Origin of the sequence: Shewanella glacialimarina, assembly GCF_020511155.1 — a bacterium.
Classification (GTDB): domain Bacteria; phylum Pseudomonadota; class Gammaproteobacteria; order Enterobacterales; family Shewanellaceae; genus Shewanella; species Shewanella glacialimarina.
Window position 1 is genome coordinate 4322263 of sequence record NZ_CP041216.1, and the last position, 24789, is coordinate 4347051.

Genomic DNA, 24789 nt, shown 5'->3' on the forward strand with positions numbered 1-24789 from the left:
GTATTCATGCAGCTAAAATCCATACCCGACGGCGTCATTGCATGGTGCCCACCATCGGCAGCACAATTAACTGTCGACAGCTTTACCGTTGAGCACTGGCAGGCGAAAGATGCTGTAGTTGGCCAATCCAAAGGACGCTACACCACCTGGTTTGTACAAACCGGTGCTGAACATCAGCAACAACAGTGGGTATTACGTCATTATTGGCGTGGTGGATTAATGGAGAAATTTAGCCGTGATGCTTACTTTTACACAGGATTAACCCGCACACGTGCCTATGCTGAGTTAGCCTTATTAGAGCTGCTTTATCAAGAAGGTTTTGCGGTACCAAATCCCATTGCAGCTAAAATTGAACGTTTTGGTCTGTGGTATCGTGCAGATATTATTATTGAACGAGTCGCTGGCGCGAAAGATCTGGTTGCTCACTTAGCTAGCCAGCCACTTACTGAGGCTCAGTGGCACGCATTGGGCGAAACTATTGCTAAGTTTCATCTGCGTGGGGTTTACCATGCCGATCTTAACGCGAAGAACATTTTAATCTCTGGTGATTCATTCTCGTTAATCGATTTTGATCGCGGTGAAATTAAATCACCGCAGAAACAATGGCAACAGGCAAATTTACAACGATTATTGCGCTCGTTTAACAAAGAGCAAACTAAGCAACCGGCCTTACCATTCACCACAGAAAACTGGCAACAATTAATCCAGGGCTATCAAACGCTAAACCCAATAGGGCTGTAAATTAAGCGCCAATAAAAGCAGCCTATTGAGCACTTTCGTGTATTTTAGTGCGTTAATAACTGCGCGATTAGCGCATATTGCTTTTCAAGTGCGCCTTTATTTTGCTCAACAACACCACGAGCAGCTAGCACAGCTTGTTGATAATCTTGCTGATGTTCAAAAAAGTGCAGTAGTGTGTCGGCAAGTTCACCAGCATTGGCTACCACTTTAAGACCTCCAGCTTGCTTCAGCAGCGCAGTAATTTCGGCGAAATCCCAATGATTAGGCCCCAGAGTGACGGGTAAACCCATTGCTGCTGGCTCAAGTGGGTTGTGACCACCGCTCTTAATTAACGTGCCGCCGACAAAAGCTTGGTCTGCGGCGCCATATAACATGACTAACTCACCCATAGTATCGCCAAGTAACACTTGAGTGTGTTCAACCACGTTATCATTCATACTACGACGCGCTAATTGCAGACCTGCTTGAGCAATGGTAATAGCTGCTAAATTAAATTGCTCAGGATGACGCGGCGCCATAATTAATAAAGCCTCAGGATATTTGGCTAACAGTTGTTTATGTGCAGTTAATATCGCGTCAAACTCACCGGGATGAACACTGCCCGCGACCCAAATAGGCGCTTGTTGGCGTTGCCATTGCAGCCTTAACGCTTGAGCTTGCTGCAATTTTTGTGGATCAATTGTAAGGTCAAACTTTAAACTGCCACACACATGCACAACGGCGGGGTCAATGCCTAACGAAGTAAACCGGCTAGCTTCTGCTTGGGTTTGCACCGCAATAGCACTTAATTGTTTTAACATAGGCTGAGTTAGCCATGACTTACTTTGGTACTTTTTAGCAGATTTAGCTGATAAACGCGCATTCGCCAGTACTAACTTAACGTGCTGTTTATCTGCAAAATATAACAGGTTTGGCCACAACTCGGTTTCCATAATGATCAACATTTGGGGTTTTGTCTGGCGTAAAAATCGCTTCACTGCATAAGCAAAATCCAGCGGTAAATAGCAATGCTGTACTTTATTGCCAAATGCTTTGAACACTTCGCTAGACCCTGTTGGGCTAGTCGTGGTGACGGTAAATTTATATTCTGGATAGGTTTTCATCAGCTTTTTGATTAGTGGCAATGCAGCTAATGTTTCCCCCATTGAGACACAATGCACCACCACATCGGTTTTTGCCCATTGGGTTAAAGCAAAACGTTCACTCCAGCGACTGCGGTAGTCAACACTCTTATAGGCACGCACGCCAAAATAAATCACAACTAATGGAAACAAGAGGTAAAGAAATATCGAATACAGAATTCGGAACATTAATTAGCTACTTTTGAGATTTTTGCTTGTCAGATAAACACAATGTTAACATAATCATAATTCATAGGGATATGGACTGTCGATTATCATGTCGCCATAAGCGTAAATGACTTTTTGTTGAATTTGGAAACCGCATGAAAACCCGCGATAAAATTGTTTTTGCAAGCCTCGAACTGTTTAATGAACACGGTGAACGTGCCACAACAACCAATCATATTGCTGCCCATTTAGGTATTAGCCCGGGTAATTTGTATTACCACTTCCGCAATAAAGAAGACATCATTAACTCCATATTCAGTTTGTATGAAAGTCATTTAGAGTCGGGGTTTAAGCCGTACGATGACATCCCAATTACGGTTGACTTACTGATTGGTTATTTTGATGCCATGTTTTATACCCTATGGCAGTTCCGCTTTATGTATGCCAATCTAGCCGATATTTTAAGTCGTGATGATGCGCTTAAAAAACGTTATTTACATGCCCAGCAGCAGGTATTAAATCGCTCTAGTGATGTATTACGAAAGCTGAAAAAAGATGGCATTTTAGCCGTAGATGATGATCGCATTATCGACTTAGCAGACACCATTAAAATGATGGTGAGTTTTTGGATTAGCTACCAGTTAACGCAAAAGAGTATTGGCACCATAACTAAAGCCACTTTATACGATGGTTTATTACGGGTTATGATGATTTTTAAAGCTTACTCAACGCCGTCATCCATCGCGACATTTGACCGTTTAGAACATCATTATCGTGATATCGCTAGCCAAGAGCGCGCTGCCGCAGCGTAAACTCTACAGCCATCAAACAATGTTGCCCGAACCCGCTACAATAGTATGTGGGTTGGCGGTATTTTCGATAACGATTCATTCATAATTCTGATTAGATTTTCTAATCGAAACACCTCAATTGCCCTAATCTTATTAATGTTGCATTTGCCACTATAAAAAACACTGTGGGACAACAAAAATACAGGTTAGAATGCCATCAACTCCAACTGACCTGCCCCGTGTAGACCGATTTTACACTGAGGTTTGGATTAGCATAATAACCAATATCTAGGAGAAAAAAGGTGGCCTCAACCTCTTTCTATGACCGTATCAACCAACAAATTGCCGATGTAAAAACCGATGGCTTATATAAAAGTGAGCGTGTAATTGCATCTGCTCAGCAAACCTCGATTGAAGTTAATCACACTCAAGTCATTAATTTTTGTGCTAATAACTATCTAGGTTTAGCGAATCACCCTGACCTTATTGCAGCAGCAAAAGCGGGTTTAGACACCCATGGTTTTGGTATGGCTTCGGTGCGTTTTATCTGTGGTACTCAAGATATTCATAAGCAATTAGAAGCAAGCTTAAGCGCGTTTTTAGGTACTGAAGATACTATTTTGTATTCTTCCTGTTTTGATGCCAACGCCGGTTTGTTCGAAACCTTATTAGATGCCGAAGATGCCATTGTGTCTGACGCACTTAACCACGCTTCAATCATTGACGGCGTACGCTTATGTAAAGCGAAACGCTTCCGCTACGCCAATAACGATATGGCTGATTTAGAGGTCCAATTAAAAGCGGCTCAAGACGCTGGTGCGCGCAATATTTTGATTGCCACCGACGGTGTATTTTCGATGGACGGCGTAATTGCCAACCTGAAAGGCGTATGCGATTTAGCTGATAAATACGGTGCATTAGTGATGGTCGATGACTCTCACGCGGTAGGTTTTATTGGTCAAAATGGTCGAGGTACTCACGAGTACTGTGATGTTATGGATAGAGTTGACATCATTACTGGTACTTTAGGTAAAGCATTAGGTGGCGCATCAGGTGGCTTTACTGCCGCTAAAAAAGAAGTGGTTGAATGGTTACGTCAACGTTCACGCCCTTACTTATTTTCAAACTCTTTAGCCCCATCAATTGTCAGTGCGTCGATTCGCGTACTGGAAATGCTACAAACAGGGCAAAACTTGCGTGAAGCCGTATGGGAAAACAGCCGTTATTTCCGAGAAAAAATGACAGCAGCAGGCTTTACTTTAGGCGGCGCAGATCATGCCATTATTCCGGTCATGATTGGTGATGCCAAACTCGCGGGCGATTTTGCTAACAAATTACTGGCAGAGCATATCTACGTGGTAGGTTTCTCATTCCCTGTTGTCCCTAAAGGGCAAGCACGTATTCGCACCCAAATGTCAGCCGCACACACCCGTGAACAATTAGACCATGCTATCAATGCCTTTACCCGAATAGGTAAAGACATGGGCATTATTTGATCTTAGCCAAAACGACAACAGCTCGGAAATAGTAGGTTATTAAGATGAAAGCACTAAGCAAATTAAAGCCTGAAGAAGGCATCTGGATGGTTGATGCACCAAAACCAGAAATGGGTCATAACGACTTATTAATCAGAATCCGTAAAACGGCCATTTGCGGCACAGACGTACATATCTATAAATGGGACGAGTGGGCGCAAAAGACTATTCCGGTTCCTATGATTGCAGGTCATGAATATGTCGGTGAAGTTGTCGGCATCGGCCAAGAAGTGCGTGGATTTGCAATTGGTGATCGCGTATCAGGTGAAGGCCATATTACCTGTGGTTATTGCCGTAACTGTCGTGGTGGTCGCACCCATTTATGTCGTAACACCTCTGGTGTGGGTGTAAACCGTGATGGCGCATTTGCTGAGTTTTTAGTATTACCAGCATTTAATGCCTTTAAAATTCCAGCGGACATTCCGGATGAATTAGCCGCTATTTTTGACCCATTTGGTAACGCTGTTCATACTGCATTATCATTTGATTTGGTCGGTGAAGATGTATTAATCACAGGTGCTGGGCCTATTGGTATTATGGCAGCGGCGGTTTGTAAGCATGTGGGCGCTCGCCATGTGGTGATTACCGATGTTAACGAATACCGCTTAGACTTGGCCCGCAAAATGGGCGTAACACGCGCAGTAAACGTCGCCAAAGAAAACTTAAAAGATGTGATGAAAGATCTTGGCATGACAGAAGGCTTTGACGTCGGCTTAGAAATGTCTGGGGTGCCATCAGCATTCCACGCCATGTTGGACACCATGAATCACGGCGGCAAAATTGCCATGCTAGGTATTCCTGGTGGCGATATGGCTATTGACTGGAGTAAAGTCATTTTCAAAGGGTTAATCATCAAAGGTATCTATGGCCGCGAGATGTTTGAAACCTGGTATAAAATGGCCAGTTTAATTCAGTCGGGATTAGACCTGTCACCTATTATTACCCATCATTTCAGTATTGATGACTTCCAACAGGGCTTTGATGCCATGTGTTCAGGCCAATCAGGAAAAGTGATATTAAATTGGGACTAATTTAGGCGTAATCCTAAATCTCACCAAATATCCACACCAATAAGGGGTTGTATCAATACAACCCCTTATTACATAATCACGTTTACTTTGTTATTTATTCAGTTATTTTATCTTAAGGTGAAGCATGTCGACTTTTAAGCATTTATCTATTAACGAACTCATCCATATGACTACAGATTCTAACGATGTACAGATTGTTGATATTCGCGATGGCGCCACTTTTAATGCCGGGCATATTGAAAACTCGATCAATTTAACTAACGAAAATATCGCTCAGTTTATTGCCGATGCAGATATGGATAAGCCGTTAGTGGTTGTCTGTTACCACGGTATCAGTAGCCAAGGCGCCGCGGGCTACCTTATTGAGCAAGGTTTTGATGACGTCTATAGTCTAGATGGTGGGTATGCAGCATGGGGAGCAGCCCACGCATGATAGAAATAGGCCAACTCGCTAATGCCCGTGCAGCCCAAGCCTTGATAGATTATCTAAAAGGTTTAGGCATTCAATGCCATATTGAGCCTTTACCCCAAGGCGTGGCCATTATGTTAGTTGAGCCGCAATACGAAGCAAAAGCTCGCAATGAATTCGCTCAATTTGTGCAGCACCCTTATGATGACAAATATCTACAGGCTTCGTGGGACAACGGTAATACCCAATCAAAGTTTGACTATGGTTCAGGTGTTTTAGGCTTAACCCAGCAATTCATTACCGGTGCTGGGCCACTGACGTTAATCACCTTTTTTAGTTGTGTTGCTGTATATGCATTAATGAATTTAGGCATGGGTAACGCCACATTTAGCGCGTTATCATTTTTTAGCGCAGTTCCTGACAGCAACCTGAATCAAGTTTGGCGAGTATTCACCCCCTCACTAATGCATTTCTCAGCTATGCATATTATTTTCAATTTACTCTGGTGGTGGTATTTAGGCGGCAAAATAGAAACTCGCTTAGGCACAAGACCCTTATTATTTTTACTGCTTATGGCGGGCACCTTACCTAATGTTTTGCAATTTTTTATCACGGGCCCAAATTTTGGTGGCTTATCAGGCGTAGTCTATGCGGTCGTAGGATATACCTGGTTAATGGGGGTCCGAAAATCTGATTGTGGTATTGCACTACCACAATCATATATGGGTTTTATGATGATTTGGCTAGTACTGGGGTTTACCGATTTATTAGGTATGCCAATAGCCAACGGAGCGCATGTTGGCGGTTTGTTAGTGGGCTTAGCCCAAGCACTATTTGATAGTCGAAAATCAGCTAAAAGCTAACCCAATATATCAATCTTTTTCAGAAAATAGAGTAAGAATTTAGCCTACCATTTCCAATACTTTATTCACTAACTTCTCAATCCCTGCATTGGCTTGTGCAATATTAGTAGCCAGCATATATGCTGGGGTAGTGACTATTTTATTCGCCTCATCAACAATAATATCGTCAACATTAGCAGCATGATGTTCGCCGCCCATTTCATTAAATGCATGAGCGGTTTCACTGTCACGGCCAATAGTACCTTTAACATTAGTGTAAATAACAGGCAGCATCATAGGGGCAATACACATGTAGCCTACTGGCTTATTCGCCAACGCAAACTCCCGCAAAAAGGTTTCAACAATAGGTGAAATAGTGCAATCACTACCGTTGGTGGCAAAATTAGATAAATTTTTTGCCGCACCAAATCCACCAGGCACAATTAGACCATCAAACAGTTTAATGTCTAAGGTTGTAACGTTAAGCACCTCCCCTCTGGTAATTCGTGCTGACTCAATTAACACATTACGAGTTTCTGCAACTATAACCTCACCAGTTAAATGATTAACAACATGCATTTGCTCAATATCAGGTGCAAAACACTGGTAATTTACACCTGCTCTGGACAGTGCCAATAAAGTTAATACTGCTTCATGTACTTCTGTGCCGTCAAACACGCCACATCCACTTAATAATACTGCAATAGTTTTCATTGTCGGTTCCTTCACCTTAATATTGATTACGTTATTTTTTAACAAATGCTCAACAAAACACTTGATCTGATTAAAAATCGTGCTAACTTAGCTCATCCAATTTTTTGTAAAGTCAGTTATTCAATTTTACAACGTCACTCACTACGAAAAATCAAAGAACTGGATTATTGGATAATTAACCCTATTAAATGGATGTATCTGATGTAGTTTGCAACGCTAAAAAATCTTAAATCTATCGTTTATATATCAAGGGGCTAACCCAGTTAAATAAAAAAGTCCACATAATAAGAATAATTTATAAAACTTATATACCGCTCACAAAAATTAAAATAGTAAATAAAATTCAACAAGTTAAGTTTTTCAATTCTAGTCGCATTTAAAACTATCCTGTTATTTACACAAAATGACTCACAGACTTATCCACAGGCTGTGACCATTTTACGTGGTCATTTTTCTTGACACATGCAGCTTGAGTTAAGTTACTCATAACGTTCAAACATTCACAGTCCATTTCATGCTATATTCACTGCTAGTATATTCTTTTCAACATAACAGAAACGAACTCATATTATGCCTATAGTTGCTCATAATCCGCTTATTTTGGTCGATGGATCGTCTTATCTTTATCGCGCTTACTACGCACCACCACACTTAACCAACTCTAAAGGGGAGGCAACAGGCGCTGTATATGGCGTAGTAAACATGTTGCGTAGCTTATTAAGCCGATATGAGCCTTCACATATCGCGGTGGTTTTTGATGCTAAAGGCAAAACATTCCGTAATGACATGTACAGTGAGTACAAAGCGCAACGTCCTCCTATGCCGGATGATTTACGCAGTCAAATTGAGCCATTGCACCGTATTATTCGCGCATTAGGCTTGCCGTTGATCAGTATTGAAGGTGTGGAAGCCGATGATGTAATAGGTACTCTTTCTCGTCAGGCGAGTAAAGAAGGTCGGGCTACATTAATCAGTACTGGCGATAAAGACATGGCCCAGCTCGTTGATGAACATGTCACTTTAATCAATACCATGACAGATACCATCATGGGACCAGAAGAAATAAAAACTAAATTTGGTGTCGGCCCCGAATTGATCATCGACTTTTTAGCCTTGATGGGAGATAAAGCCGATAATATTCCAGGCTTGCCCGGTGTAGGTGAAAAAACCGCCCTTGCTATGTTAACGGGTGTTGGCAGTGTGGCAAAATTACTAGCAGATCCTCAATCTGTACTAGAAGTGAACTTTAGAGGCTCAAAAACTATGCCTGCTAAAATCATCGATAACGCAGACATGTTGAAACTATCCTATGAACTCGCCACTATAAAAACCGATGTCGAGCTAGAACAAGACTGGCATGGACTTGATATTAAACCGCAAAACCGTGATGAACTCATTGCCTGTTATGGCGAAATGGAGTTTAAGCGTTGGTTAGCTGAAGTACTGGATAATAGCAATCCAACAGCATCTAAAACTGAAGAAACGGATGAGCCAAGTTCGTTAGCTGTAGTAATAGAAACTGACTACCAAACCATTTTGACTGACGAGCAGCTTGATCATTGGATAGCCACATTAGGTCAAGCAGAGTTAATTGCAGTCGATACCGAAACCACTAGCTTAAATTATATGGATGCTGAATTAGTCGGGATCTCATTTGCGATAGAGGCCGGAAAAGCAGCCTATTTACCTCTGGCACACGATTATGAAGGCGCACCACAACAGCTAGATAAAGCCGCTGCATTAGAAAAGCTTCGCCCTATTCTTGAAGGCACTAAACCTGAGAAAGTCGGTCAGAACCTTAAATACGACATCAGTATTTTAGCTAATGCTGGCATTAAGCTACAAGGGGTACGTTATGACACTATGCTTGAATCTTATGTGTTTAACTCAGTAGCATCACGTCATGATATGGACGGCTTAGCACTTAAATATTTAGGCCATAAAAATATCAGTTTTGAAGAAGTTGCCGGAAAAGGCGCCAAACAAATCACCTTTAACCAAGTCCCACTTGAAATTGCAGCCCCCTACGCAGCGGAAGATGCCGATATCACCTTACGTTTACACCAACATTTATGGCCAAGAGTCGAAAAAGAAGCCAAACTTGCCAGCGTATTTAATGACCTAGAATTACCCCTTATACAAGTATTGTCCGATATAGAGCGACAAGGTGTATATATCGACTCAATGCTACTTAGCCAACAAAGTGGTGAGTTAGCTCTAAAGCTCGACAAGTTAGAACAAGAGGCTTATGAAATCGCCGAAGAGAAATTTAACCTTGCATCGCCCAAACAGCTGCAAGTGATATTTTTCGACAAGTTAAAATACCCTGTTAAAAAGAAAACACCTAAAGGCGCACCTTCTACAGCTGAAGATGTCTTAGTTGAATTAGCGTTGGATTACCCATTACCTAAAATTATTTTGCAGCACCGCAGTTTGGCCAAATTAAAAAGTACCTATACCGATAAGTTACCGCTAATGGTTAACTCTACCACCGGGCGCGTTCACACAAGCTACCACCAAGCCAATGCGGCCACCGGACGCTTATCGTCTAGCGATCCTAACTTACAAAACATCCCTATTCGTACCGAAGAGGGTCGCCGTATTCGCCAAGCGTTTATTGCACCTGAAGGTCGTAAAATATTAGCAGCGGATTACTCACAAATTGAACTCCGCATTATGGCTCATTTGTCACAGGACAAAGGCCTGCTAACCGCTTTTGCCGAGGGCAAAGACATCCACAAAGCAACTGCAGCAGAAGTATTTGGAGTACATTTTGAAGAGGTCACAACAGAGCAACGTCGCCGCGCTAAAGCGGTCAACTTTGGTTTAATTTACGGTATGTCAGCATTTGGTTTAGCTAAGCAATTAGATATTCCACGCAATGAGGCTCAAACCTATATCGATACCTACTTTGCCCGTTACCCTGGCGTATTAAAATATATGGAAGACACACGAGCAGAGGCCGCAGAACAAGGATATGTCTCAACTTTATATGGTCGTCGCCTGTATTTACCGGAAATAAAAGATCGTAATGCCATGCGACGCCAAGCTGCAGAGCGCGCTGCGATTAATGCACCAATGCAAGGTACTGCTGCTGACATTATCAAAAAAGCGATGATTGCAGTAGCAAACTGGATCAAGCAAGACACTCATGGCGAGATAAGCATGATCATGCAAGTGCACGATGAACTAGTGTTTGAAGTGGACGCTGCTCAAGCAGAGGCGCTAAAACAAAAAGTGTGTCAGCTGATGGCCGATGCGGCCAAATTAGATGTTTATTTACTCGCAGAAGCTGGTATTGGAGACAACTGGGATCAAGCCCACTAAGCTTATAAATGCCAAAATAGTTAACTCGATTCAAGATCAAGCCAAAACCGCGCCGGAATAGCGCGGTTTTTTATCGCGTACAATTAACTCCAATCATCTGATATTAATAACTAAAATCTATGACAATGACAAATGAATAAAAAATAGATATAAGTCGACTGTGCTTAAGCTCACATTATTGTCGTTTTATATGAAAAACAGTTTTCCATTTAAAGTCCAATAGGGTATTATTCTTGTCGTAGGGTACAGAGGTTAAGATGTTCAGTCTTTCAAACCTTTATTTCACTAGCGATAGTGACCAGCCAAATTCGGCGCCTCAGCAATTTTTTGCTGGGGCTTTTTTTTGGTTTTTTTAATCGATTTGTGACTTTAAAACTGCATAGTGGACAAATTAATGGTTATTTGTAATTTTAATTCGAATTTTTAGAGTAAATACTTTAACTAAGTTAAAAATAGCGTTATTATATTTGTATTGAGAGTCATCAAATTGAGTTGATGTCACTTGAGTCTTGTTGAATTTAGCTTCTCCCCAAAAAGAGCTAAAGAATTTTATACCGATAGCCCTATGGTTATCGGTTTTTTTTGCTTGTAAAAAATGATAGACCAATAAAAAAGCGTAATGTGATTAACACATTACGCTTTTTTATTATCGATAAGTAGCTGCTAATCTTGCTGCTCTTGTTGTTCTTTTTCAAGCGCTTGCTGATCAAGTAGCCATTGTGGATTACACCACTTATTTAAAATACTCAGCACTTTTGGCTTACCTGTGCCTTTAGTTGACGAAAATGGCTCAACTTGAACCCAATCGCCAAATTTAGACAAATCTTTACGCACGGCGTTAACTGTTTTCATCTTCACGTTTTGCGCAAGCTTGTCAGATTTGGTCAACAAAGCTAACACGGGAATTTCACTGAACACCGCCCATTCAATCATTTGCATATCTAAATCTTTAAGCGGATGACGAATGTCCATCAATACCACAACACCACTTAAGCAAGCACGTTTTTGTAAATACTCGCCCAACGCAAGCTGCCATTTATTTTTTAACGCTAATGGCACTTTAGCAAAACCATAACCAGGTAAATCAACTAAACGGCGGTCAGCAGCGAGAGAAAACACGTTAATTAACTGAGTACGGCCAGGTGTTTTACTGGTTCTGGCTAAACCTTTTTGCTCGGTTAACGCATTTAATGCACTGGATTTACCGGCATTAGAGCGGCCCGCAAATGCAATCTCAACACCTACATCGCCAGGAAGATATTGATCTAAGTGTGCAATGTCAGGTGCACTGATTAAAAACTTAGTTTGACGAAAGTCGATTTGAGATTCAGACACGGTTTACTCCAGAAAATGTTTACCTAACATCATATTTATGTTTCAAATGCTGCCTTTTGCACGTTTTCGTGTAAAATATCAGCCAGATCACATTATAACTCCAAGCAAATCTTAATATTGTGATTTAAAAAGCTCTTAAATGAACTCTAAAAGCCTCATTTTAAGCAAAATTGTCGCTTGGAAAACTATTTTACCACGCTTGCGGGTTATCCTAGTAAGCTCAGGACAATAAATTAACAAGAAGTTGGAACGCCATGAAAAAGTTAGCTCTTGCGCTGTCTGTAGTAGCCGCTATGTCATCACCTGTTATGGCTGAAGGTAATGCCGAAGCGGGAAAAACTAAAGCACTCGTATGTTCTGCCTGTCACGGTGTTGACGGCAATAGCATGATTGATATGTACCCGAAACTCGCGGGACAACACCCATCATACCTTGAGAAACAGTTAAAAGAGTTTCGTGCAGCAATGCAAACAGGTGGTAAACAAGGTCGTATGGACCCAATCATGGGAAGTATGGCTATCGGGTTAAGTGACCAAGATATTGCTGATCTTGCTGCCTATTACTCATCGCAAAAGCTTATTGTGGCTGATGTGGCCGATGTTCCTGCTGCGGGTGAGTCGCTTTACAAAGGTGGTGATATGACTCGCGGCATAACATCATGTATTGCATGTCACGGTCCAGATGCAAAAGGTATGGCAGCGGCAGGGTTTCCAGCTCTTGGCGGCCAACATGCTAATTACATCAAAATTCAATTAACTAAATTCCGTGAAAAAAGTCGTAATAACGATATGAACGGCATGATGCAAGATATTGCGAAAAAGTTAACCGATGCTGATATGGAAGCTTTATCTAAGTATATTTCAAGCATTAAGTAGTTTTAAATCATAAATCTACTGATTAAATAATGGGTCTGGTTGACCCATTATTTTTGACCGCTAGTTTACGTTTACGTCAACTTCACACCATCAATGCTTGACAGGGTTGACACTTTTAGGGTTAAATACCCCCCGTACCGAGATGAACCCAACTGTTTATTGCTAATAATAATAATGTAAAAACAGATCTCGTACTTTATCATTTAAGATATAAGAATAAATTGAATCAATAATAATAATATACTTACGGCCACTCAATAATAATAACAAAGAGTCGCGATTTCGGTTTGAAATCCAGGTCAGATATTTTGTAAGGGACAGACCAATTGGTCGACATGCTATATAGCACTGCCTTACGCAACAGAGATAAAAGCCAACTGTATTCGCACACAAAGCTCACGCTTAGGATGCATTCACTGGAAGCGGAATATCACTGGAAGGTACTTTATACAAGGATAGTAAATTCACGTCACAGATGACGGTTAGGAATATGATGTGTCATTGATGACCGTCTACGGAAGCTGAAGTCAGGATGATTACAGAGCATATAAAAAAGCGTCATAGATGACCAATAATAATAAGCGCATGGAAAGCTTAAAAAACAAGAAGGATCCGACCGGGAAGTCGCATAGCAAGCATGGATACTTGGAATCAGAATAAGGTGCTTTTTGCACTGTTTATAAGGTGGCAGTTTACTGCCACCTTTTTTCTTGTCTTTTTTTCAAGCTACACTGTATCTCTTGGTGATTTTAAAGCTCAAAAAATCCCTATATACTGTCATGACACATCCTTCTATAGGTGTATAAATATTTAATGATACCCTGCCCTCTGTGCAATCATCAGGCTCAATTTTTTTTGCAGGATAAAAAGCGCGCGTTTTATGTCTGTCCTCATTGTGGCCTAGTTATGGCAGATCCTAAGTCTCATATAAGACCAAGTATTGAAATTCAACGTTATGGCCGAGCACAGAAAGGGGCTAAACAACGGCAGCTTTCACAATTCTTAATGCCACTTTTAGCGCAAATTAATTTACAACAATCGGGTACATTATCTGGGCTTAACTTTGGCCGGGTACTGGATGCACAATGTTTGCAATCAATTAATGAAGCCGGCCATAGTGTTAAGCAATACGATCCTTTTTTTGCAGCAGATCACAGTGTATTGCAAACAACCTATGACTTTGTCTGTAGCTATAAAGTTTTTGAGCATTTTCGCCACCCAAATAAAGAGTGGCAATTGTTTTCTCGTTTAGTTAAACCGGGGGGATGGTTAGCAATTAGTACCCCACTGATGACGGATTTAAGACATTTTAATAAGTGGCATTATAAAAATAATCCCACCCATGTAAGCTTCTATCAACGACAAACTTTCGAATATTTAACCGAAAATAGCGAATTTACGCTATTATTTGTATCGCAGGCGCTCATTTTGATGCAAAAATCATCAGGATCTGGTATAAAGCGCATCCTAATTTAATGCACGTTGGCATTTTGCCGACGTGAGCTGTTTTAAAAAGTAACTGAGATAATTCATGGCGCGCAGTAAAAAAACTCGCAAGGGCGGAGAGAACGGCCCTAAATTTGCACCTAGAGTCAAAAAAGCCGATCGTAAAGATGCTGAAGGAAAACGTGGCGAAACAGGCCGTAAGTCTGGAAGTCGTCATAACGAAGCCTTACTAAAGAAAAGTGCACCCTCTAATGCTGGCAAGTCGACAGACCCTCGTCATGGCAGTAAAAAGCCTGTAGCACTAGCACCTGTGGTCAAAGTATCTAAAGTTGCGGAACAGGATAAGCCTAAGCAACCTAAAATGACTGACGAGCAAAAGTTGCTCAAGTTAGAAGATGACCCACGCCTAAATAGCTTGTTAGACATGCTAGAAGAAGGCCGTGACTTGTCTGCAGAAGATCAAAAGTGGCTTGATGCTCAATTAGACAAAATTGAACATCTAATGGACCGTTTAGGGTTAAATGAGCCAGAGCCAGCGCCAAAAACAGTCAAGAAACCCGCTAAATCAGATTCTGATGATGACTTATTAGCCCGGTTTGAGTCTGGTGAGAATCACTTAAACGATTACTTCTCCAAAGACTAAATAAACTCCCCACTGGCGCTTAATGCGCCAGTTTGTTATTCGTCGTATTCAGCCAATTAAGGAGTCTTTGTGTCTACCGCTCTTATAATCATCGCCATTATCATCGTTATCGCCTCAGGTGCTTATGCCGCATCATTGTTGTTGAAAGTGAAACGCCAAGCTGCCATTAATCAACAAGCACTTGAGGAACGCCTAGCAAAAGCAGAGGTGCGTCGCCAACAAGTCCTTACCGATATTCGTTACATCGCGGCAGCGATGCTAGAGGACCGCTGCGAGCTTTCTGAAGGGGTAATGCGTATTGGTAAGTTATTCGATGCTTTGTCGATGACGGAACAAGTGACTCCGCTTTTCCCGAAGCTGTTCAGCCATTATGACATCATAAGATCTCATCCTATTATGGAAGCGCGTCAAGCGCTACCCAAGCAACAACGTATGAAACTGGATTTTGCCAGAATGCGCTCTGAAGCTGACTTAGGTGAGAGTATTTTGCAAGAAGCTAAAAATATTACTGAGTTCGAACAAGCCCCTACACATTAATTCACCTAACACCAATTGATCTATAATTTAAGCTCTACAGGCCGCTAGGCAGATGCGCCAGATCTACTTAAGCGCTTGCTAATCCAAATAGATTTGTTACTTTAAAATACATAATAAAATAATAAGGCTACCCGTTAAATGGTAGCCACAAATAAAGGGTTACTTATGTTTAATCGCTTCTGTAGCTGGTCACTCACCAAGCTTGGCTGGCAGTTTGATGGCCATATAAATCATAACCAATCATGTGTCATTATCGTTGGCCCGCACACGAGCAATTGGGACTTTGTTGTTGGTATTCTGGCGCGCGGTGCATTAAACACCCCAATCCATTTTTTAGGTAAACATCAATTGTTTGTTCCGCCTTGGGGCTGGATATTTAAAGCAATGGGTGGCAGCCCGGTAGACAGACGTAAACACAACAACTTGGTTGATTCTGCGGTACAGCTATTTAATCAAAATCCAAATTACAAACTTGCATTAGCACCGGAAGGTACTCGCAGTCCTGTTAAACGCTGGAAAAGTGGTTTTTATCATATCGCCCTGCAAGCAGGTGTTGATATTGTGCCGGTAGGCTTAGATTTTAATAGTAAGAAAATAATTATCACCACAGCATTAAAACCAACCGGGGCGATAGAGTTAGAAATAAATCAATTGATGGCTTTTTACCGCACCATTAATGGCCGTCACGCTAAAACCATTCCAGTTTATCAAAAGTAACAAACCAAATAACCACTAGGGCTGCGATTCACAGCCCTATAGTCTGCTAATTTTCTAGCTTATTGACTACTGTGTTGATAGAACGCATATCAATGCCCGTCGGATTTTGGAATGCTTGCAAACCAAACTCTGGTAATACAGCAAAAACATGATCAAATATATCGGCCTGAATCTCCTCGTAGTATGCCCAGCGAATATCATTGGTAAAGATATACAATTCAATCGGTAGCCCCTCAGTTGTCGGCGCCAACTGACGCACCATAAGGGTCATATCTTTGTGTATCTTCGGGTGCTGGCGTAAAAACTCCTGTAGGTAAATCCTGAAGGTGCCTATGTTGGTTAACCTTCTGCCATTAACTGGCATATCAAGATCGCTAATCAGTTGGTTTGCCGTGGTAATTTCTGACAGCTTTTGTGGAATATAAGCTTTTAAATGATTCACTTTTGATAAGCGGCTTTTTTCATCATCGCTGAGAAACTTAATACTATTTACATCGATATTAATTGAACGTTTGATACGGCGTCCGCCAGATTCTGACATACCGCGCCAATTTTTAAACGCATCGGACACTAAAGCATAAGCGGGGATCATGGTGATAGTGTTATCCCAATTACGCACTTTTACTGTCGTTAAAGTGACATCTTCAACCGCACCATCTGCACCATACTTGTCCATTTGGATCCAATCGCCTTTACTCACCATGCGATTAGCTGCTAATTGAATACCCGCAACAAAGCCTAAAATGGTGTCGCGAAAAACTAACATCACCAAACCGGTGGCAACACCTAAACCACTAAAAAAATATACCGGCGAACGGTCACTTAACACGGAAATTATAACAATCAGACCAATAAAAAATAAAAACAGCTTAGTCAGCTGTACAAAGCTTTTAACCGGTAAATTGCGGTTAATTCGTTTAACATCTGCTATCTCATTAACTGCATTCAAACCGGCGTATATTGCGCGGATAATTAATATCACCAGTAAAGCACCAAGCGCACGATCTAAAAACAAGCTTAATACTTTATGTTCGGTTAATACTATCGGCAATAAAAAGTCTAAAATGAGCAGGGGGACTAGCATAGCTAAACGTTCAAACATTTTGAAGCGGATAAAAATATCATCCCAGGTCACACTAGAACGTCGAATAATACGATTAATACCACTCACAAAAAAATGATGAGTGATAAAATAACCAATGCCTGCCACAAGCACACACGCGAGCAATAATACTGAGGTAGAAATACCATCGGTAGGCTGACTATTAATCCCTAAATCTGTTAGCCAAGAGGCCACTTCAACTCGCCAATTTGTATTCACATTCAATCCTATTCATTCAATAGTATGGCTTTTTAATAAGCACAAACATAATAATCACTGGGTAAAAGATGATCAGTTAAATCCATAATTACCCATCTAAAGCCAGTCACAAACTATTATTCTAAATCGTGATTTTAACATTATCATTTCAGCACTTATATGGAAGATTCAACAATATTGATATTGCTCACGCTAAACTATCCTAATCTTTATTTTTCAAGCCCTTAAAAAAGTAAAAAGGACCTTACGGTCCTTTTATTTATTGCTTAATTTCAGCATAGGTTTGAGCTCTAGGACAAAGTAGCATACCTAGCGGCTTGGTATCATGCCCATTGGTAAGTAAGTATTGAAGTTTGCTTGCATCAATAACTCAATAGAATTTTCGATATCAGGTGCAAAGAAACGATCTTGATCGTAAAACGTCACCACTTCACGTAACTCGGCTTTCGCTTTGGCTACCGCAGCACTGGGTTGTAATGGCTTTCTAAAATCAAGCCCTTGAGCCGCTGCCAACAATTCAATTGCCAACACTCCACGGGTGTTTTCACTCATATCCCGTAAACGACGCGCGGCAAAGGTTGCCATAGACACGTGATCTTCCTGGTTTGCAGAGGTCGGCAAGCTGTCTACCGATGCTGGGTGAGCATAGGTTTTGTTCTCAGACGCTAATGCCGCTGCAGTCACTTGCGCAATCATAAAACCTGAGTTTACCCCGCCGTTATTCACTAGAAATGGCGGTAGTTTTGATAAGCTAGAGTCAATTAACAAGGCCATACGGCGCTCAGAAATTGAACCTAACTCAGCTATCGCAATCGCCAAGTTATCCGCCGCCATTGCAACAGGCTCAGCATGGAAGTTACCACCTGATAGAATATCTCCGGTGTCTTGGAACACTAATGGGTTATCTGTTACCCCATTGGCTTCGACACATAGTACATCAGCGGCATGGCGAATTTGAGTTAAACACGCACCTAATACCTGTGGCTGGCAACGTAGTGAATACGGGTCTTGCACCTTGTCACAGTTTGCATGGCTTTGACTTATTTCAGAGTCATTACCCAATAAATGACGGAAAATAGCTGCCGAGTCAATTTGGCCTTTTTGTCCACGCGCAGCGTGAATACGCGCATCAAACGGACTGCGACTGCCCATTGCGGCTTCAACACTCATTGAGCCAATAACTGAACTTGCGGCAAATAAGTCTTCTGCATTAAACAAACCTTCTAACGCCAGCGCAGTTGAAGCTTGTGTACCATTAAGTAACGCCAAGCCTTCTTTAGCCGCTAACTCTAAAGGTTGTAGACCGGCAATTTCTAAGCCTTCTTTGGCGCTAATTAACTCACCTTGGTAACTCATTTCGCCTTCGCCTAATAACGGCAAACACATATGCGCCAATGGAGCTAAATCACCCGATGCGCCAACTGAACCTTTTTCTGGCACACAGGGATAAACACCGGCATTAACCAGCTTGATGAGGAAGTTGATAACCTCAAGACGAATACCCGAAAAACCCCGGCTTAATGAGTTAATTTTTAATACCATCATTAAACGCACGGTCGCATCTTGCATATATTGGCCGATACCCGCCGCATGCGATAATACAATTGAGCGCTGTAATAGCTGTAAATCACCTGGCGCAATTTTGGTGTTCGCTAATAAGCCAAAACCGGTATTGATACCATAAACGGTGCGACCATCTCGCAATACTTGCTGAACAATTTCAGCACTATTGTTAATATCAGCAAAGGCGCTATCGGCAAGTGTTAGCTCAACAGAATTACGACTAATTTGGCGCAGCTCTGCCAGTGTGAGTGTGCCCGGTGTTAATGTGAATTTATGCTTAGTCATTATTGTGTTCCTGCTTTATCACTTGAAATCATAGGTAAATCTAAACCTTGCTCTTTAGCGCACTGTTTTGCGATGTCGTAACCTGCATCAGCATGACGCATCACACCAGTTGCGGGGTCATTCCATAATACTCGACCTAATCGCGTAGCCGCTTCATCAGTACCGTCGGCAACAATAACCACACCAGAATGCTGACTAAAGCCCATACCCACGCCACCACCATGGTGCAGTGACACCCAAGTGGCGCCGCTAGCGGTATTCAATAGTGCATTCATTAATGGCCAATCAGACACCGCATCAGAGCCATCAAGCATAGATTCGGTTTCACGATTTGGACTGGCTACTGAGCCTGAGTCTAAATGATCACGACCAATAACGATTGGCGCAGATAACTCGCCATTTTTAACCATTTCGTTAAAGGCTAACGCTAAACGAGCACGATCTTTAAGACCCACCCAACAAATACGTGCAGGCAAACCTTGAAACGCAATACGCTCACGCGCCATGTCTAACCAATTATGCAAATGTGGATTATCAGGAATAAGCTCTTTGACTTTGGCATCGGTTTTATAAATATCCTCAGGATCACCCGACAAGGCTACCCAACGGAACGGGCCAATACCTTCACAGAATAAAGGACGCACATAAGCAGGTACAAAACCAGGGAAATCAAAAGCATTTTCAACGCCTTCATCAAACGCCATTTGACGAATGTTATTACCGTAATCTGTGGTTGCAGCGCCAGCAGCTTGTAATGCCAACATAGCTCTAACCTGAACAGCCATTGATTGTTTAGCCGCCTTAACAACCGCCGCTTCATCAGTTTTACGCATGCTGGCAGCGTGCTCTAATGTCCAGCCCTGGGGTAAATAACCATTTAATGGGTCGTGTGCTGAGGTTTGGTCGGTTACCACGTCCGGCGTAATGCCGCGCTTAACTAACTCAGTAAATACATCGGCCGCATTACCTAACAAGCCGACCGATACTGGCTTGCCGCTTTTATTGGCCTCATCAATCATGGCTAATGCTTCGTCTAACGACTTGGCTTTTTTGTCTACATAGCGGGTGCGCATTCTAAAGTCGATACGGGTTTCATCCACTTCACAGGTTAATACTGAATAGCCCGCCATAGTGCCTGCTAATGGTTGAGCGCCGCCCATACCACCTAAACCACCGGTTAAAATCCACTTACCCGCAGATGAACCGTTAAAGTGTTGGTTTGCCATAGCGACGAAGGTTTCGTAAGTGCCTTGCACAATGCCCTGCGAGCCAATGTAAATCCACGAACCTGCGGTCATTTGGCCATACATGGCTAAACCTTTTTTATCGAGTTCGTTAAAGTGCTCCCAATTAGCCCAATGCGGTACCAGGTTTGAGTTGGCAATAATCACTCGCGGTGCATTACTGTGGGTTTTAAACACGCCTACAGGTTTACCTGATTGCACTAATAAGGTTTCATCATCTTCAAGACGCTGCAGCACTTCAATAATTTTGTCATAGCTTGGCCAGTCTCTTGCTGCACGGCCAATACCACCGTAAACCACCAAATCTTCCGGGCGTTCAGCTACATCAGGGTGTAAGTTGTTCATTAACATCCGCATTGCCGCTTCTGTTAACCAGCTTTTACAACTTAGCGTTGTACCGTGTGGCGCAATAATTCGTCTGCTTGGGTCGTGTCTTTTATCCATATTTTCCTCTTCAACCTGTTCGGTTTGTTTTATTTTTTCTGTGGCTAACGGCTTGTTGTTCGTTAGTTAATCTGTTTACTTACGGCGAATAACTTATTTATCTATGGTTAACGCTTAAAGGTTAAATGGCCGCCTAATCTAAATTTACTGCCGGGGTGCACTAAACGGGCAAAACTCACCACGCCTTTACGTGACCAGGTACGGCGAGTAATTTGTAAGCAGGGTTCAGTGGCCACTATTTCTAAACGTTGCTGAGTTTGTTCTGTGGCAATAATCGCTTCGACTGTGTGGCGCGCTTCTGTTAATGGCGCAATTTGGGATAAGTATTCATGGGGTGTTTGCTGGCTAAAATCTTGCTTTAGGTAATCAGGGATCAAGTTAGGATTAACAAAGCGTTCCTCTAACTGTAATGGTATACCTTGCTCGCAATGCACTAATACCGAGTGAAATACGGCACTACCCACCTCTAATCCTAACGCGATAGCAATTGGCGCGATGGCGTCTATTTGGGTTAACTCTAGCTGCTTTACACTGTATCCATGGCCGCGCTCTTTAATTTCATCGGCAATATTACGAATATTCAGTAAAGACGATTGCGACTTAAGACCTGCTACAAATGTCCCTAACCCTTGGGTGCGCTCTAAAATGCCAGCCTCGACAAGTTCAGTTAATGCGCGTCTGGCAGTCATTCGACTACAATTAAACATCTCAGTTAATTGATTTTCTGATGGTATGCGGGCGTTCTCTTCCCACTCACCCGCCTCAATACGCGCAAGGATGAATTGTTTAATCTCAGCAAATTTTGCCAATGCCATATGCGGTTCCAATGCTAGAAATGAGGAATAATGGGATATCATCCTAGCTTGTATATACAAGCAAGATCAAGTATTGTTTGATTAACAATCAAAAGACTGAGTAAAGAACATGGCTATGAACTGGGACCACGTGTGGATTGATGTCAACGTTGCCACTATGGATACAGCATCATCAGTGCCATATGGCGCGATTGAAAGTGCAGCCATTGCCGTAAAAGACGGCAAAATAGCCTGGATAGGCCCTCGCGCAGATCTCCCTAAGTTTGATGCGTTAGCCACGCCGATTTACCGTGGTAAAGGTAAATGGATCACTCCTGGCTTGATTGATGCCCACACTCATCTCGTCTTTGCAGGCAGCCGCGCCAATGAGTTTGAACAACGCTTACAAGGCGCAAGCTATGAAGATATTGCTCGAGCTGGCGGCGGTATAATTTCAACCGTAACAGCCTGTCGCGAAGCCGATGAAGAAACCCTATTTGATCTGGGTCGTAAGCGTTTAAATGCGCTTGCTAAAGAAGGCGTTACCACAATTGAAATAAAATCTGGCTATGGTTTAGATACCGAAACCGAATTAAAACTCCTTAGGGTTGCGCGAGAACTCGGCGAGCATCACCATATCGATGTGAAAACCACATTTTTAGGCGCCCATGCCATTCCTGCAGAATATAAAACCCAACCTGATGCTTATGTCGATTTAGTCATTGATGAGATGCTGCCACAAGTGATTAAGCATAATCTTGCTGATGCTGTTGATGTGTTTTGCGAAGGCATCGCCTTTAATCTTGAGCAAACAGAGCGAGTGCTGACAGCTGCCAAACAAGCCGGCTTAGCAATAAAGCTGCATGCCGAACAATTGTCTAATATTGGTGGTAGTGAATTAGCTGCCAAACTTGGCGCTTTGTCTGTCGATCATATTGAACATTTAGATGAAGCAGGCGTACAAGCCTTAAGTCAAAGCGGTACCTGTGCGGTACTGCTACCTGGTGCCTATTATTTTCTACGAGAAACCAAATTGCCACCGATTGAATTGCTGCGTAAATACAAAGTACCCATTGTTATCGCCAGTGATTTTAACCCTGGTTCATCACCAATTTGTTCAACCAAATTGATGCTAAATATGGCGTGTACATTATTCCGCCTAACGCCTGAAGAAGCCCTTAAAGGCTTAACCATTAATGCCGCTAAAGCATTGGGGATTGAAGAAAGTGTTGGTAGTTTAGTGGTAGGTAAACAAGCCGATTTCTGTTTGTGGGATATTAGTTCACCTGCTGAACTGGCTTACACTTTTGGGGTAAACCCTTGCGAGCAAGTCATTAAAGCGGGTCAAATTATTCAGCAGTAAACCCACATAATCCGCTATAAAAAGAGCTTAAACCGACTAGCGATTTAAGCTCTTTTATTATTGGTAATATTAAGTCTAGGTAACCTAGAAACTAAACAATGCCTTCAGGAATAGCTTAAAATTACTCCATTGCATGACGTTTACCTTGTTTGTTTTTCATTGGATCGCCGTCATATCCTAGCGCTTTCCAATCTAAACGTTCACCTTTGTTATGGCAGTCATTACATTGTAATGCTTTGCCTTTTGGTGACACCATATGGTTGATGCGCCACCACATTTCGGTTTCAACAAAGCCATGCTTACCACTGTACTTGAAGCCTTTCTCTATCATAGTTGGGTTAGCTTCCATGCCTAATTTTGCTGCTAAGTCCCAATCAAACTTATCCCAATAGCCACCTTCACCGTACGTTTTAGGGGTTATCAAAATATTGAGTTTAGCATCATAAATTTGCTTACCCGTGTGCACTTTGAAAGGATAGATTTTAGCTTTAGGGTCATTAATATCCCCTAATGGATAAGTTAATTTAATTGTTTGAGTTGGGTCCATTTTATCGCCAGCCATATACGCATCGGCACGGCCATTAAACCAAGCATATTGTGGTTTAACGTCTTTTTGCCAAATAAAGCTACCTTTCTTTTTATTAAAAGTATGCTTACCATATTGATCTGTCGTATCAGGAAGATCTTGCCCTGCAGTTGACCAGTCCCAATGCATTTTTGTCGGTTCATTTTTCGCAAATGACGGTATATGACAAGTCTGACACGCTACGGTTTCCGAGTGGGTATTAAGCTTTTTGTTTTTATGAGGTGCGCCATCATGGCAGTTTTCACAACCAATTTTGCTTTCGCCTCCAGGTGAGACACCCATCGCATTACCGGTAATTTGATGACTTTCAGTGACGTGACAAGTTTGGCACTGGAAATCATTTCCATCGGCATTCATATGCACATCGGTCGCTTTATCTGGATAAGACATGGATGAGTCTAAATCACCGTGCTTAACCGCATCACCGCCACCACCGTAAAAGTGGCAGCTGCCGCAATTATCACGCACAGGCGAACCGACATTCTGGGCTACGTTGGCTAAATTGACTCTTGCTAATGCCTCGCCTGCACCCGCAGGATCTTTAATGTAAGTCCCCGTGGTGTCGTGACAGACTAAACAATCCACTTTAGTCGCGTCCTTAAAGTCGAATGTAGAATCTTTCCAACCATAGCCAGCATGGCAGCTGGTACAACGCGGTTCATTACCGGATATCGACACACAAAAGTTGTTAATACTGTTCTTTTTACCACGCATCACTGTGCGATCAGGTAGCTTTTGTTCTAATTCCCAAGTCCAATGTGAAGATGTCATAAATTCTTCAGCATGTTCTTTATGGCATGTTAAGCATTGTGTAGTCACTTCAGGGCCGTTGGAAAATGGCCCTTTTAGCGCCTCTTTATGGTCAAAGGCAGCCTGTGCAGTGGTGCTTATGGCAAGCAACATAAGGGCTGCAGTTAAGATTTTCATGGTGTATATCCTTACCTCCCTGAGCAGACA

21 protein-coding genes are annotated in these 24789 nt (G+C 42.2%); 13 read left to right on the top strand and 8 right to left on the bottom strand.

All coding sequences use genetic code 11. The features are described 5' to 3' along the window. The first annotated feature begins 6 nt into the window (after window positions 1-6). Window positions 7-741, top strand: coding sequence for a 3-deoxy-D-manno-octulosonic acid kinase (locus tag FJ709_RS18965; RefSeq protein ID WP_226412043.1), 735 nt, complete (start codon window positions 7-9; stop codon window positions 739-741). 44 nt (window positions 742-785) lie between these two features. Here FJ709_RS18965 and waaA read toward each other — a convergent pair whose 3' ends face one another. Then, on the bottom strand, window positions 786-2051 hold the full coding sequence (waaA, locus tag FJ709_RS18970) for a lipid IV(A) 3-deoxy-D-manno-octulosonic acid transferase (protein WP_226412045.1): 1266 nt from the start codon (window positions 2049-2051) through the stop codon (window positions 786-788). Window positions 2052-2185: 134 nt separating this feature from the next. On the opposite strand from waaA, the gene FJ709_RS18975 reads away from it, so the two are divergent. From FJ709_RS18975 to glpG, 5 genes are all read left to right on the top strand, one after another. Next, window positions 2186-2842, top strand: a complete 657-nt coding sequence (locus FJ709_RS18975; RefSeq protein ID WP_226412047.1) for a TetR/AcrR family transcriptional regulator — start codon at window positions 2186-2188, stop codon at window positions 2840-2842. Between the two features lie 281 nt (window positions 2843-3123). After that, window positions 3124-4317 (top strand): glycine C-acetyltransferase, encoded by a 1194-nt coding sequence (locus tag FJ709_RS18980; RefSeq protein ID WP_226412049.1) that lies wholly within the window; start codon window positions 3124-3126, stop codon window positions 4315-4317. A 44-nt stretch (window positions 4318-4361) separates the two neighbouring features. Further along, on the top strand, window positions 4362-5387 hold the full coding sequence (gene tdh / locus FJ709_RS18985) for an L-threonine 3-dehydrogenase (protein ID WP_226412051.1): 1026 nt from the start codon (window positions 4362-4364) through the stop codon (window positions 5385-5387). Between the two features lie 124 nt (window positions 5388-5511). After that, window positions 5512-5820, top strand: coding sequence for a thiosulfate sulfurtransferase GlpE (gene glpE / locus FJ709_RS18990; RefSeq protein ID WP_226412053.1), 309 nt, complete (start codon window positions 5512-5514; stop codon window positions 5818-5820). Next, on the top strand, window positions 5817-6659 hold the full coding sequence (glpG, locus tag FJ709_RS18995; protein ID WP_226412055.1) for a rhomboid family intramembrane serine protease GlpG: 843 nt from the start codon (window positions 5817-5819) through the stop codon (window positions 6657-6659). The genes glpE and glpG overlap by 4 nt, the downstream gene beginning before the upstream one ends. Before the next feature lie 39 nt (window positions 6660-6698). On the opposite strand, the gene elbB is transcribed toward glpG, so the two are convergent. Beyond that, window positions 6699-7352 (bottom strand): isoprenoid biosynthesis glyoxalase ElbB, encoded by a 654-nt coding sequence (gene elbB, locus FJ709_RS19000; RefSeq protein ID WP_226412057.1) that lies wholly within the window; start codon window positions 7350-7352, stop codon window positions 6699-6701. A gap of 570 nt (window positions 7353-7922) precedes the next feature. On the opposite strand from elbB, the gene polA reads away from it, so the two are divergent. Further along, window positions 7923-10679 (top strand): DNA polymerase I, encoded by a 2757-nt coding sequence (gene polA / locus FJ709_RS19005; RefSeq protein ID WP_226412059.1) that lies wholly within the window; start codon window positions 7923-7925, stop codon window positions 10677-10679. A gap of 663 nt (window positions 10680-11342) precedes the next feature. Here polA and yihA read toward each other — a convergent pair. Further along, the gene (yihA, locus tag FJ709_RS19010) at window positions 11343-12014 is read right to left on the bottom strand and encodes a ribosome biogenesis GTP-binding protein YihA/YsxC (RefSeq protein ID WP_226412061.1); all 672 of its coding nucleotides are present in this window, start codon (window positions 12012-12014) and stop codon (window positions 11343-11345) included. Window positions 12015-12268: 254 nt separating this feature from the next. On the opposite strand from yihA, the gene FJ709_RS19015 reads away from it, so the two are divergent. The 5 genes from FJ709_RS19015 to FJ709_RS19035 all read left to right on the top strand — a co-directional run bounded on the left by FJ709_RS19015 (window position 12269) and on the right by FJ709_RS19035 (window position 16232). Then, window positions 12269-12889, top strand: a complete 621-nt coding sequence (locus tag FJ709_RS19015) for a c-type cytochrome (protein WP_226412063.1) — start codon at window positions 12269-12271, stop codon at window positions 12887-12889. Window positions 12890-13702: 813 nt separating this feature from the next. Further along, window positions 13703-14365 carry a methyltransferase domain-containing protein gene (locus FJ709_RS19020; RefSeq protein WP_226412065.1) on the top strand — a complete coding sequence of 221 codons (663 nt, stop codon included), beginning with the start codon at window positions 13703-13705 and terminating at the stop codon, window positions 14363-14365. 55 nt (window positions 14366-14420) lie between these two features. Continuing rightward, complete coding sequence (gene yihI / locus FJ709_RS19025) at window positions 14421-14978, top strand: Der GTPase-activating protein YihI (RefSeq protein ID WP_226412067.1); 558 nt, start codon at window positions 14421-14423, stop codon at window positions 14976-14978. 69 nt (window positions 14979-15047) lie between these two features. After that, entirely contained in the window at window positions 15048-15515 is a 468-nt protein-coding gene (locus FJ709_RS19030; RefSeq protein WP_226412069.1) for a DUF2489 domain-containing protein, read from the top strand. Between the two features lie 165 nt (window positions 15516-15680). Beyond that, window positions 15681-16232: a 1-acyl-sn-glycerol-3-phosphate acyltransferase gene (locus FJ709_RS19035; RefSeq protein WP_226412071.1), complete on the top strand. Its 552-nt coding sequence runs from the start codon at window positions 15681-15683 to the stop codon at window positions 16230-16232. A 46-nt stretch (window positions 16233-16278) separates the two neighbouring features. On the opposite strand, the gene FJ709_RS19040 is transcribed toward FJ709_RS19035, so the two are convergent. From FJ709_RS19040 to hutC, 4 genes are all read right to left on the bottom strand, one after another. Then, complete coding sequence (locus FJ709_RS19040) at window positions 16279-17553, bottom strand: mechanosensitive ion channel family protein (protein WP_226412073.1); 1275 nt, start codon at window positions 17551-17553, stop codon at window positions 16279-16281. 309 nt (window positions 17554-17862) lie between these two features. Further along, complete coding sequence (gene hutH / locus FJ709_RS19045) at window positions 17863-19401, bottom strand: histidine ammonia-lyase (protein ID WP_226412075.1); 1539 nt, start codon at window positions 19399-19401, stop codon at window positions 17863-17865. Beyond that, the gene (hutU, locus tag FJ709_RS19050; protein WP_226412077.1) at window positions 19401-21089 is read right to left on the bottom strand and encodes a urocanate hydratase; all 1689 of its coding nucleotides are present in this window, start codon (window positions 21087-21089) and stop codon (window positions 19401-19403) included. The genes hutH and hutU overlap by 1 nt, the downstream gene beginning before the upstream one ends. A 107-nt stretch (window positions 21090-21196) precedes the next feature. Beyond that, on the bottom strand, window positions 21197-21904 hold the full coding sequence (gene hutC / locus FJ709_RS19055; protein ID WP_226412079.1) for a histidine utilization repressor: 708 nt from the start codon (window positions 21902-21904) through the stop codon (window positions 21197-21199). A gap of 115 nt (window positions 21905-22019) precedes the next feature. Here hutC and hutI point away from each other — a divergent pair, with 115 nt between their 5' ends. Next, window positions 22020-23246 carry an imidazolonepropionase gene (gene hutI, locus FJ709_RS19060; protein WP_226416060.1) on the top strand — a complete coding sequence of 409 codons (1227 nt, stop codon included), beginning with the start codon at window positions 22020-22022 and terminating at the stop codon, window positions 23244-23246. A gap of 121 nt (window positions 23247-23367) precedes the next feature. Here the strand turns inward: hutI and FJ709_RS19065 are convergent, their stop codons facing one another. Continuing rightward, window positions 23368-24759 carry a tetrathionate reductase family octaheme c-type cytochrome gene (locus tag FJ709_RS19065; protein WP_226412081.1) on the bottom strand — a complete coding sequence of 464 codons (1392 nt, stop codon included), beginning with the start codon at window positions 24757-24759 and terminating at the stop codon, window positions 23368-23370. Window positions 24760-24789 lie beyond the last annotated feature (30 nt).

What these genes read in the sequence shown, in the direction of transcription:
- FJ709_RS19035 (WP_226412071.1), top strand. Translation starts at nt 15,681, where the DNA reads ATGTTTAATCGCTTCTGTAGCTGGTCACTCACCAAGCTTGGCTGGCAG.
- FJ709_RS19065 (WP_226412081.1), bottom strand. Translation starts at nt 24,759, where the DNA reads ATGAAAATCTTAACTGCAGCCCTTATGTTGCTTGCCATAAGCACCACT.
- hutH (WP_226412075.1), bottom strand. Translation starts at nt 19,401, where the DNA reads ATGACTAAGCATAAATTCACATTAACACCGGGCACACTCACACTGGCA.
- FJ709_RS18975 (WP_226412047.1), top strand. Translation starts at nt 2,186, where the DNA reads ATGAAAACCCGCGATAAAATTGTTTTTGCAAGCCTCGAACTGTTTAAT.
- yihI (WP_226412067.1), top strand. Translation starts at nt 14,421, where the DNA reads ATGGCGCGCAGTAAAAAAACTCGCAAGGGCGGAGAGAACGGCCCTAAA.
- glpG (WP_226412055.1), top strand. Translation starts at nt 5,817, where the DNA reads ATGATAGAAATAGGCCAACTCGCTAATGCCCGTGCAGCCCAAGCCTTG.
- tdh (WP_226412051.1), top strand. Translation starts at nt 4,362, where the DNA reads ATGAAAGCACTAAGCAAATTAAAGCCTGAAGAAGGCATCTGGATGGTT.
- FJ709_RS18965 (WP_226412043.1), top strand. Translation starts at nt 7, where the DNA reads ATGCAGCTAAAATCCATACCCGACGGCGTCATTGCATGGTGCCCACCA.
- hutC (WP_226412079.1), bottom strand. Translation starts at nt 21,904, where the DNA reads ATGGCATTGGCAAAATTTGCTGAGATTAAACAATTCATCCTTGCGCGT.
- polA (WP_226412059.1), top strand. Translation starts at nt 7,923, where the DNA reads ATGCCTATAGTTGCTCATAATCCGCTTATTTTGGTCGATGGATCGTCT.
- glpE (WP_226412053.1), top strand. Translation starts at nt 5,512, where the DNA reads ATGTCGACTTTTAAGCATTTATCTATTAACGAACTCATCCATATGACT.
- hutU (WP_226412077.1), bottom strand. Translation starts at nt 21,089, where the DNA reads ATGGATAAAAGACACGACCCAAGCAGACGAATTATTGCGCCACACGGT.
- waaA (WP_226412045.1), bottom strand. Translation starts at nt 2,051, where the DNA reads ATGTTCCGAATTCTGTATTCGATATTTCTTTACCTCTTGTTTCCATTA.
- elbB (WP_226412057.1), bottom strand. Translation starts at nt 7,352, where the DNA reads ATGAAAACTATTGCAGTATTATTAAGTGGATGTGGCGTGTTTGACGGC.
- FJ709_RS19015 (WP_226412063.1), top strand. Translation starts at nt 12,269, where the DNA reads ATGAAAAAGTTAGCTCTTGCGCTGTCTGTAGTAGCCGCTATGTCATCA.
- hutI (WP_226416060.1), top strand. Translation starts at nt 22,020, where the DNA reads ATGAACTGGGACCACGTGTGGATTGATGTCAACGTTGCCACTATGGAT.
- FJ709_RS19020 (WP_226412065.1), top strand. Translation starts at nt 13,703, where the DNA reads ATGATACCCTGCCCTCTGTGCAATCATCAGGCTCAATTTTTTTTGCAG.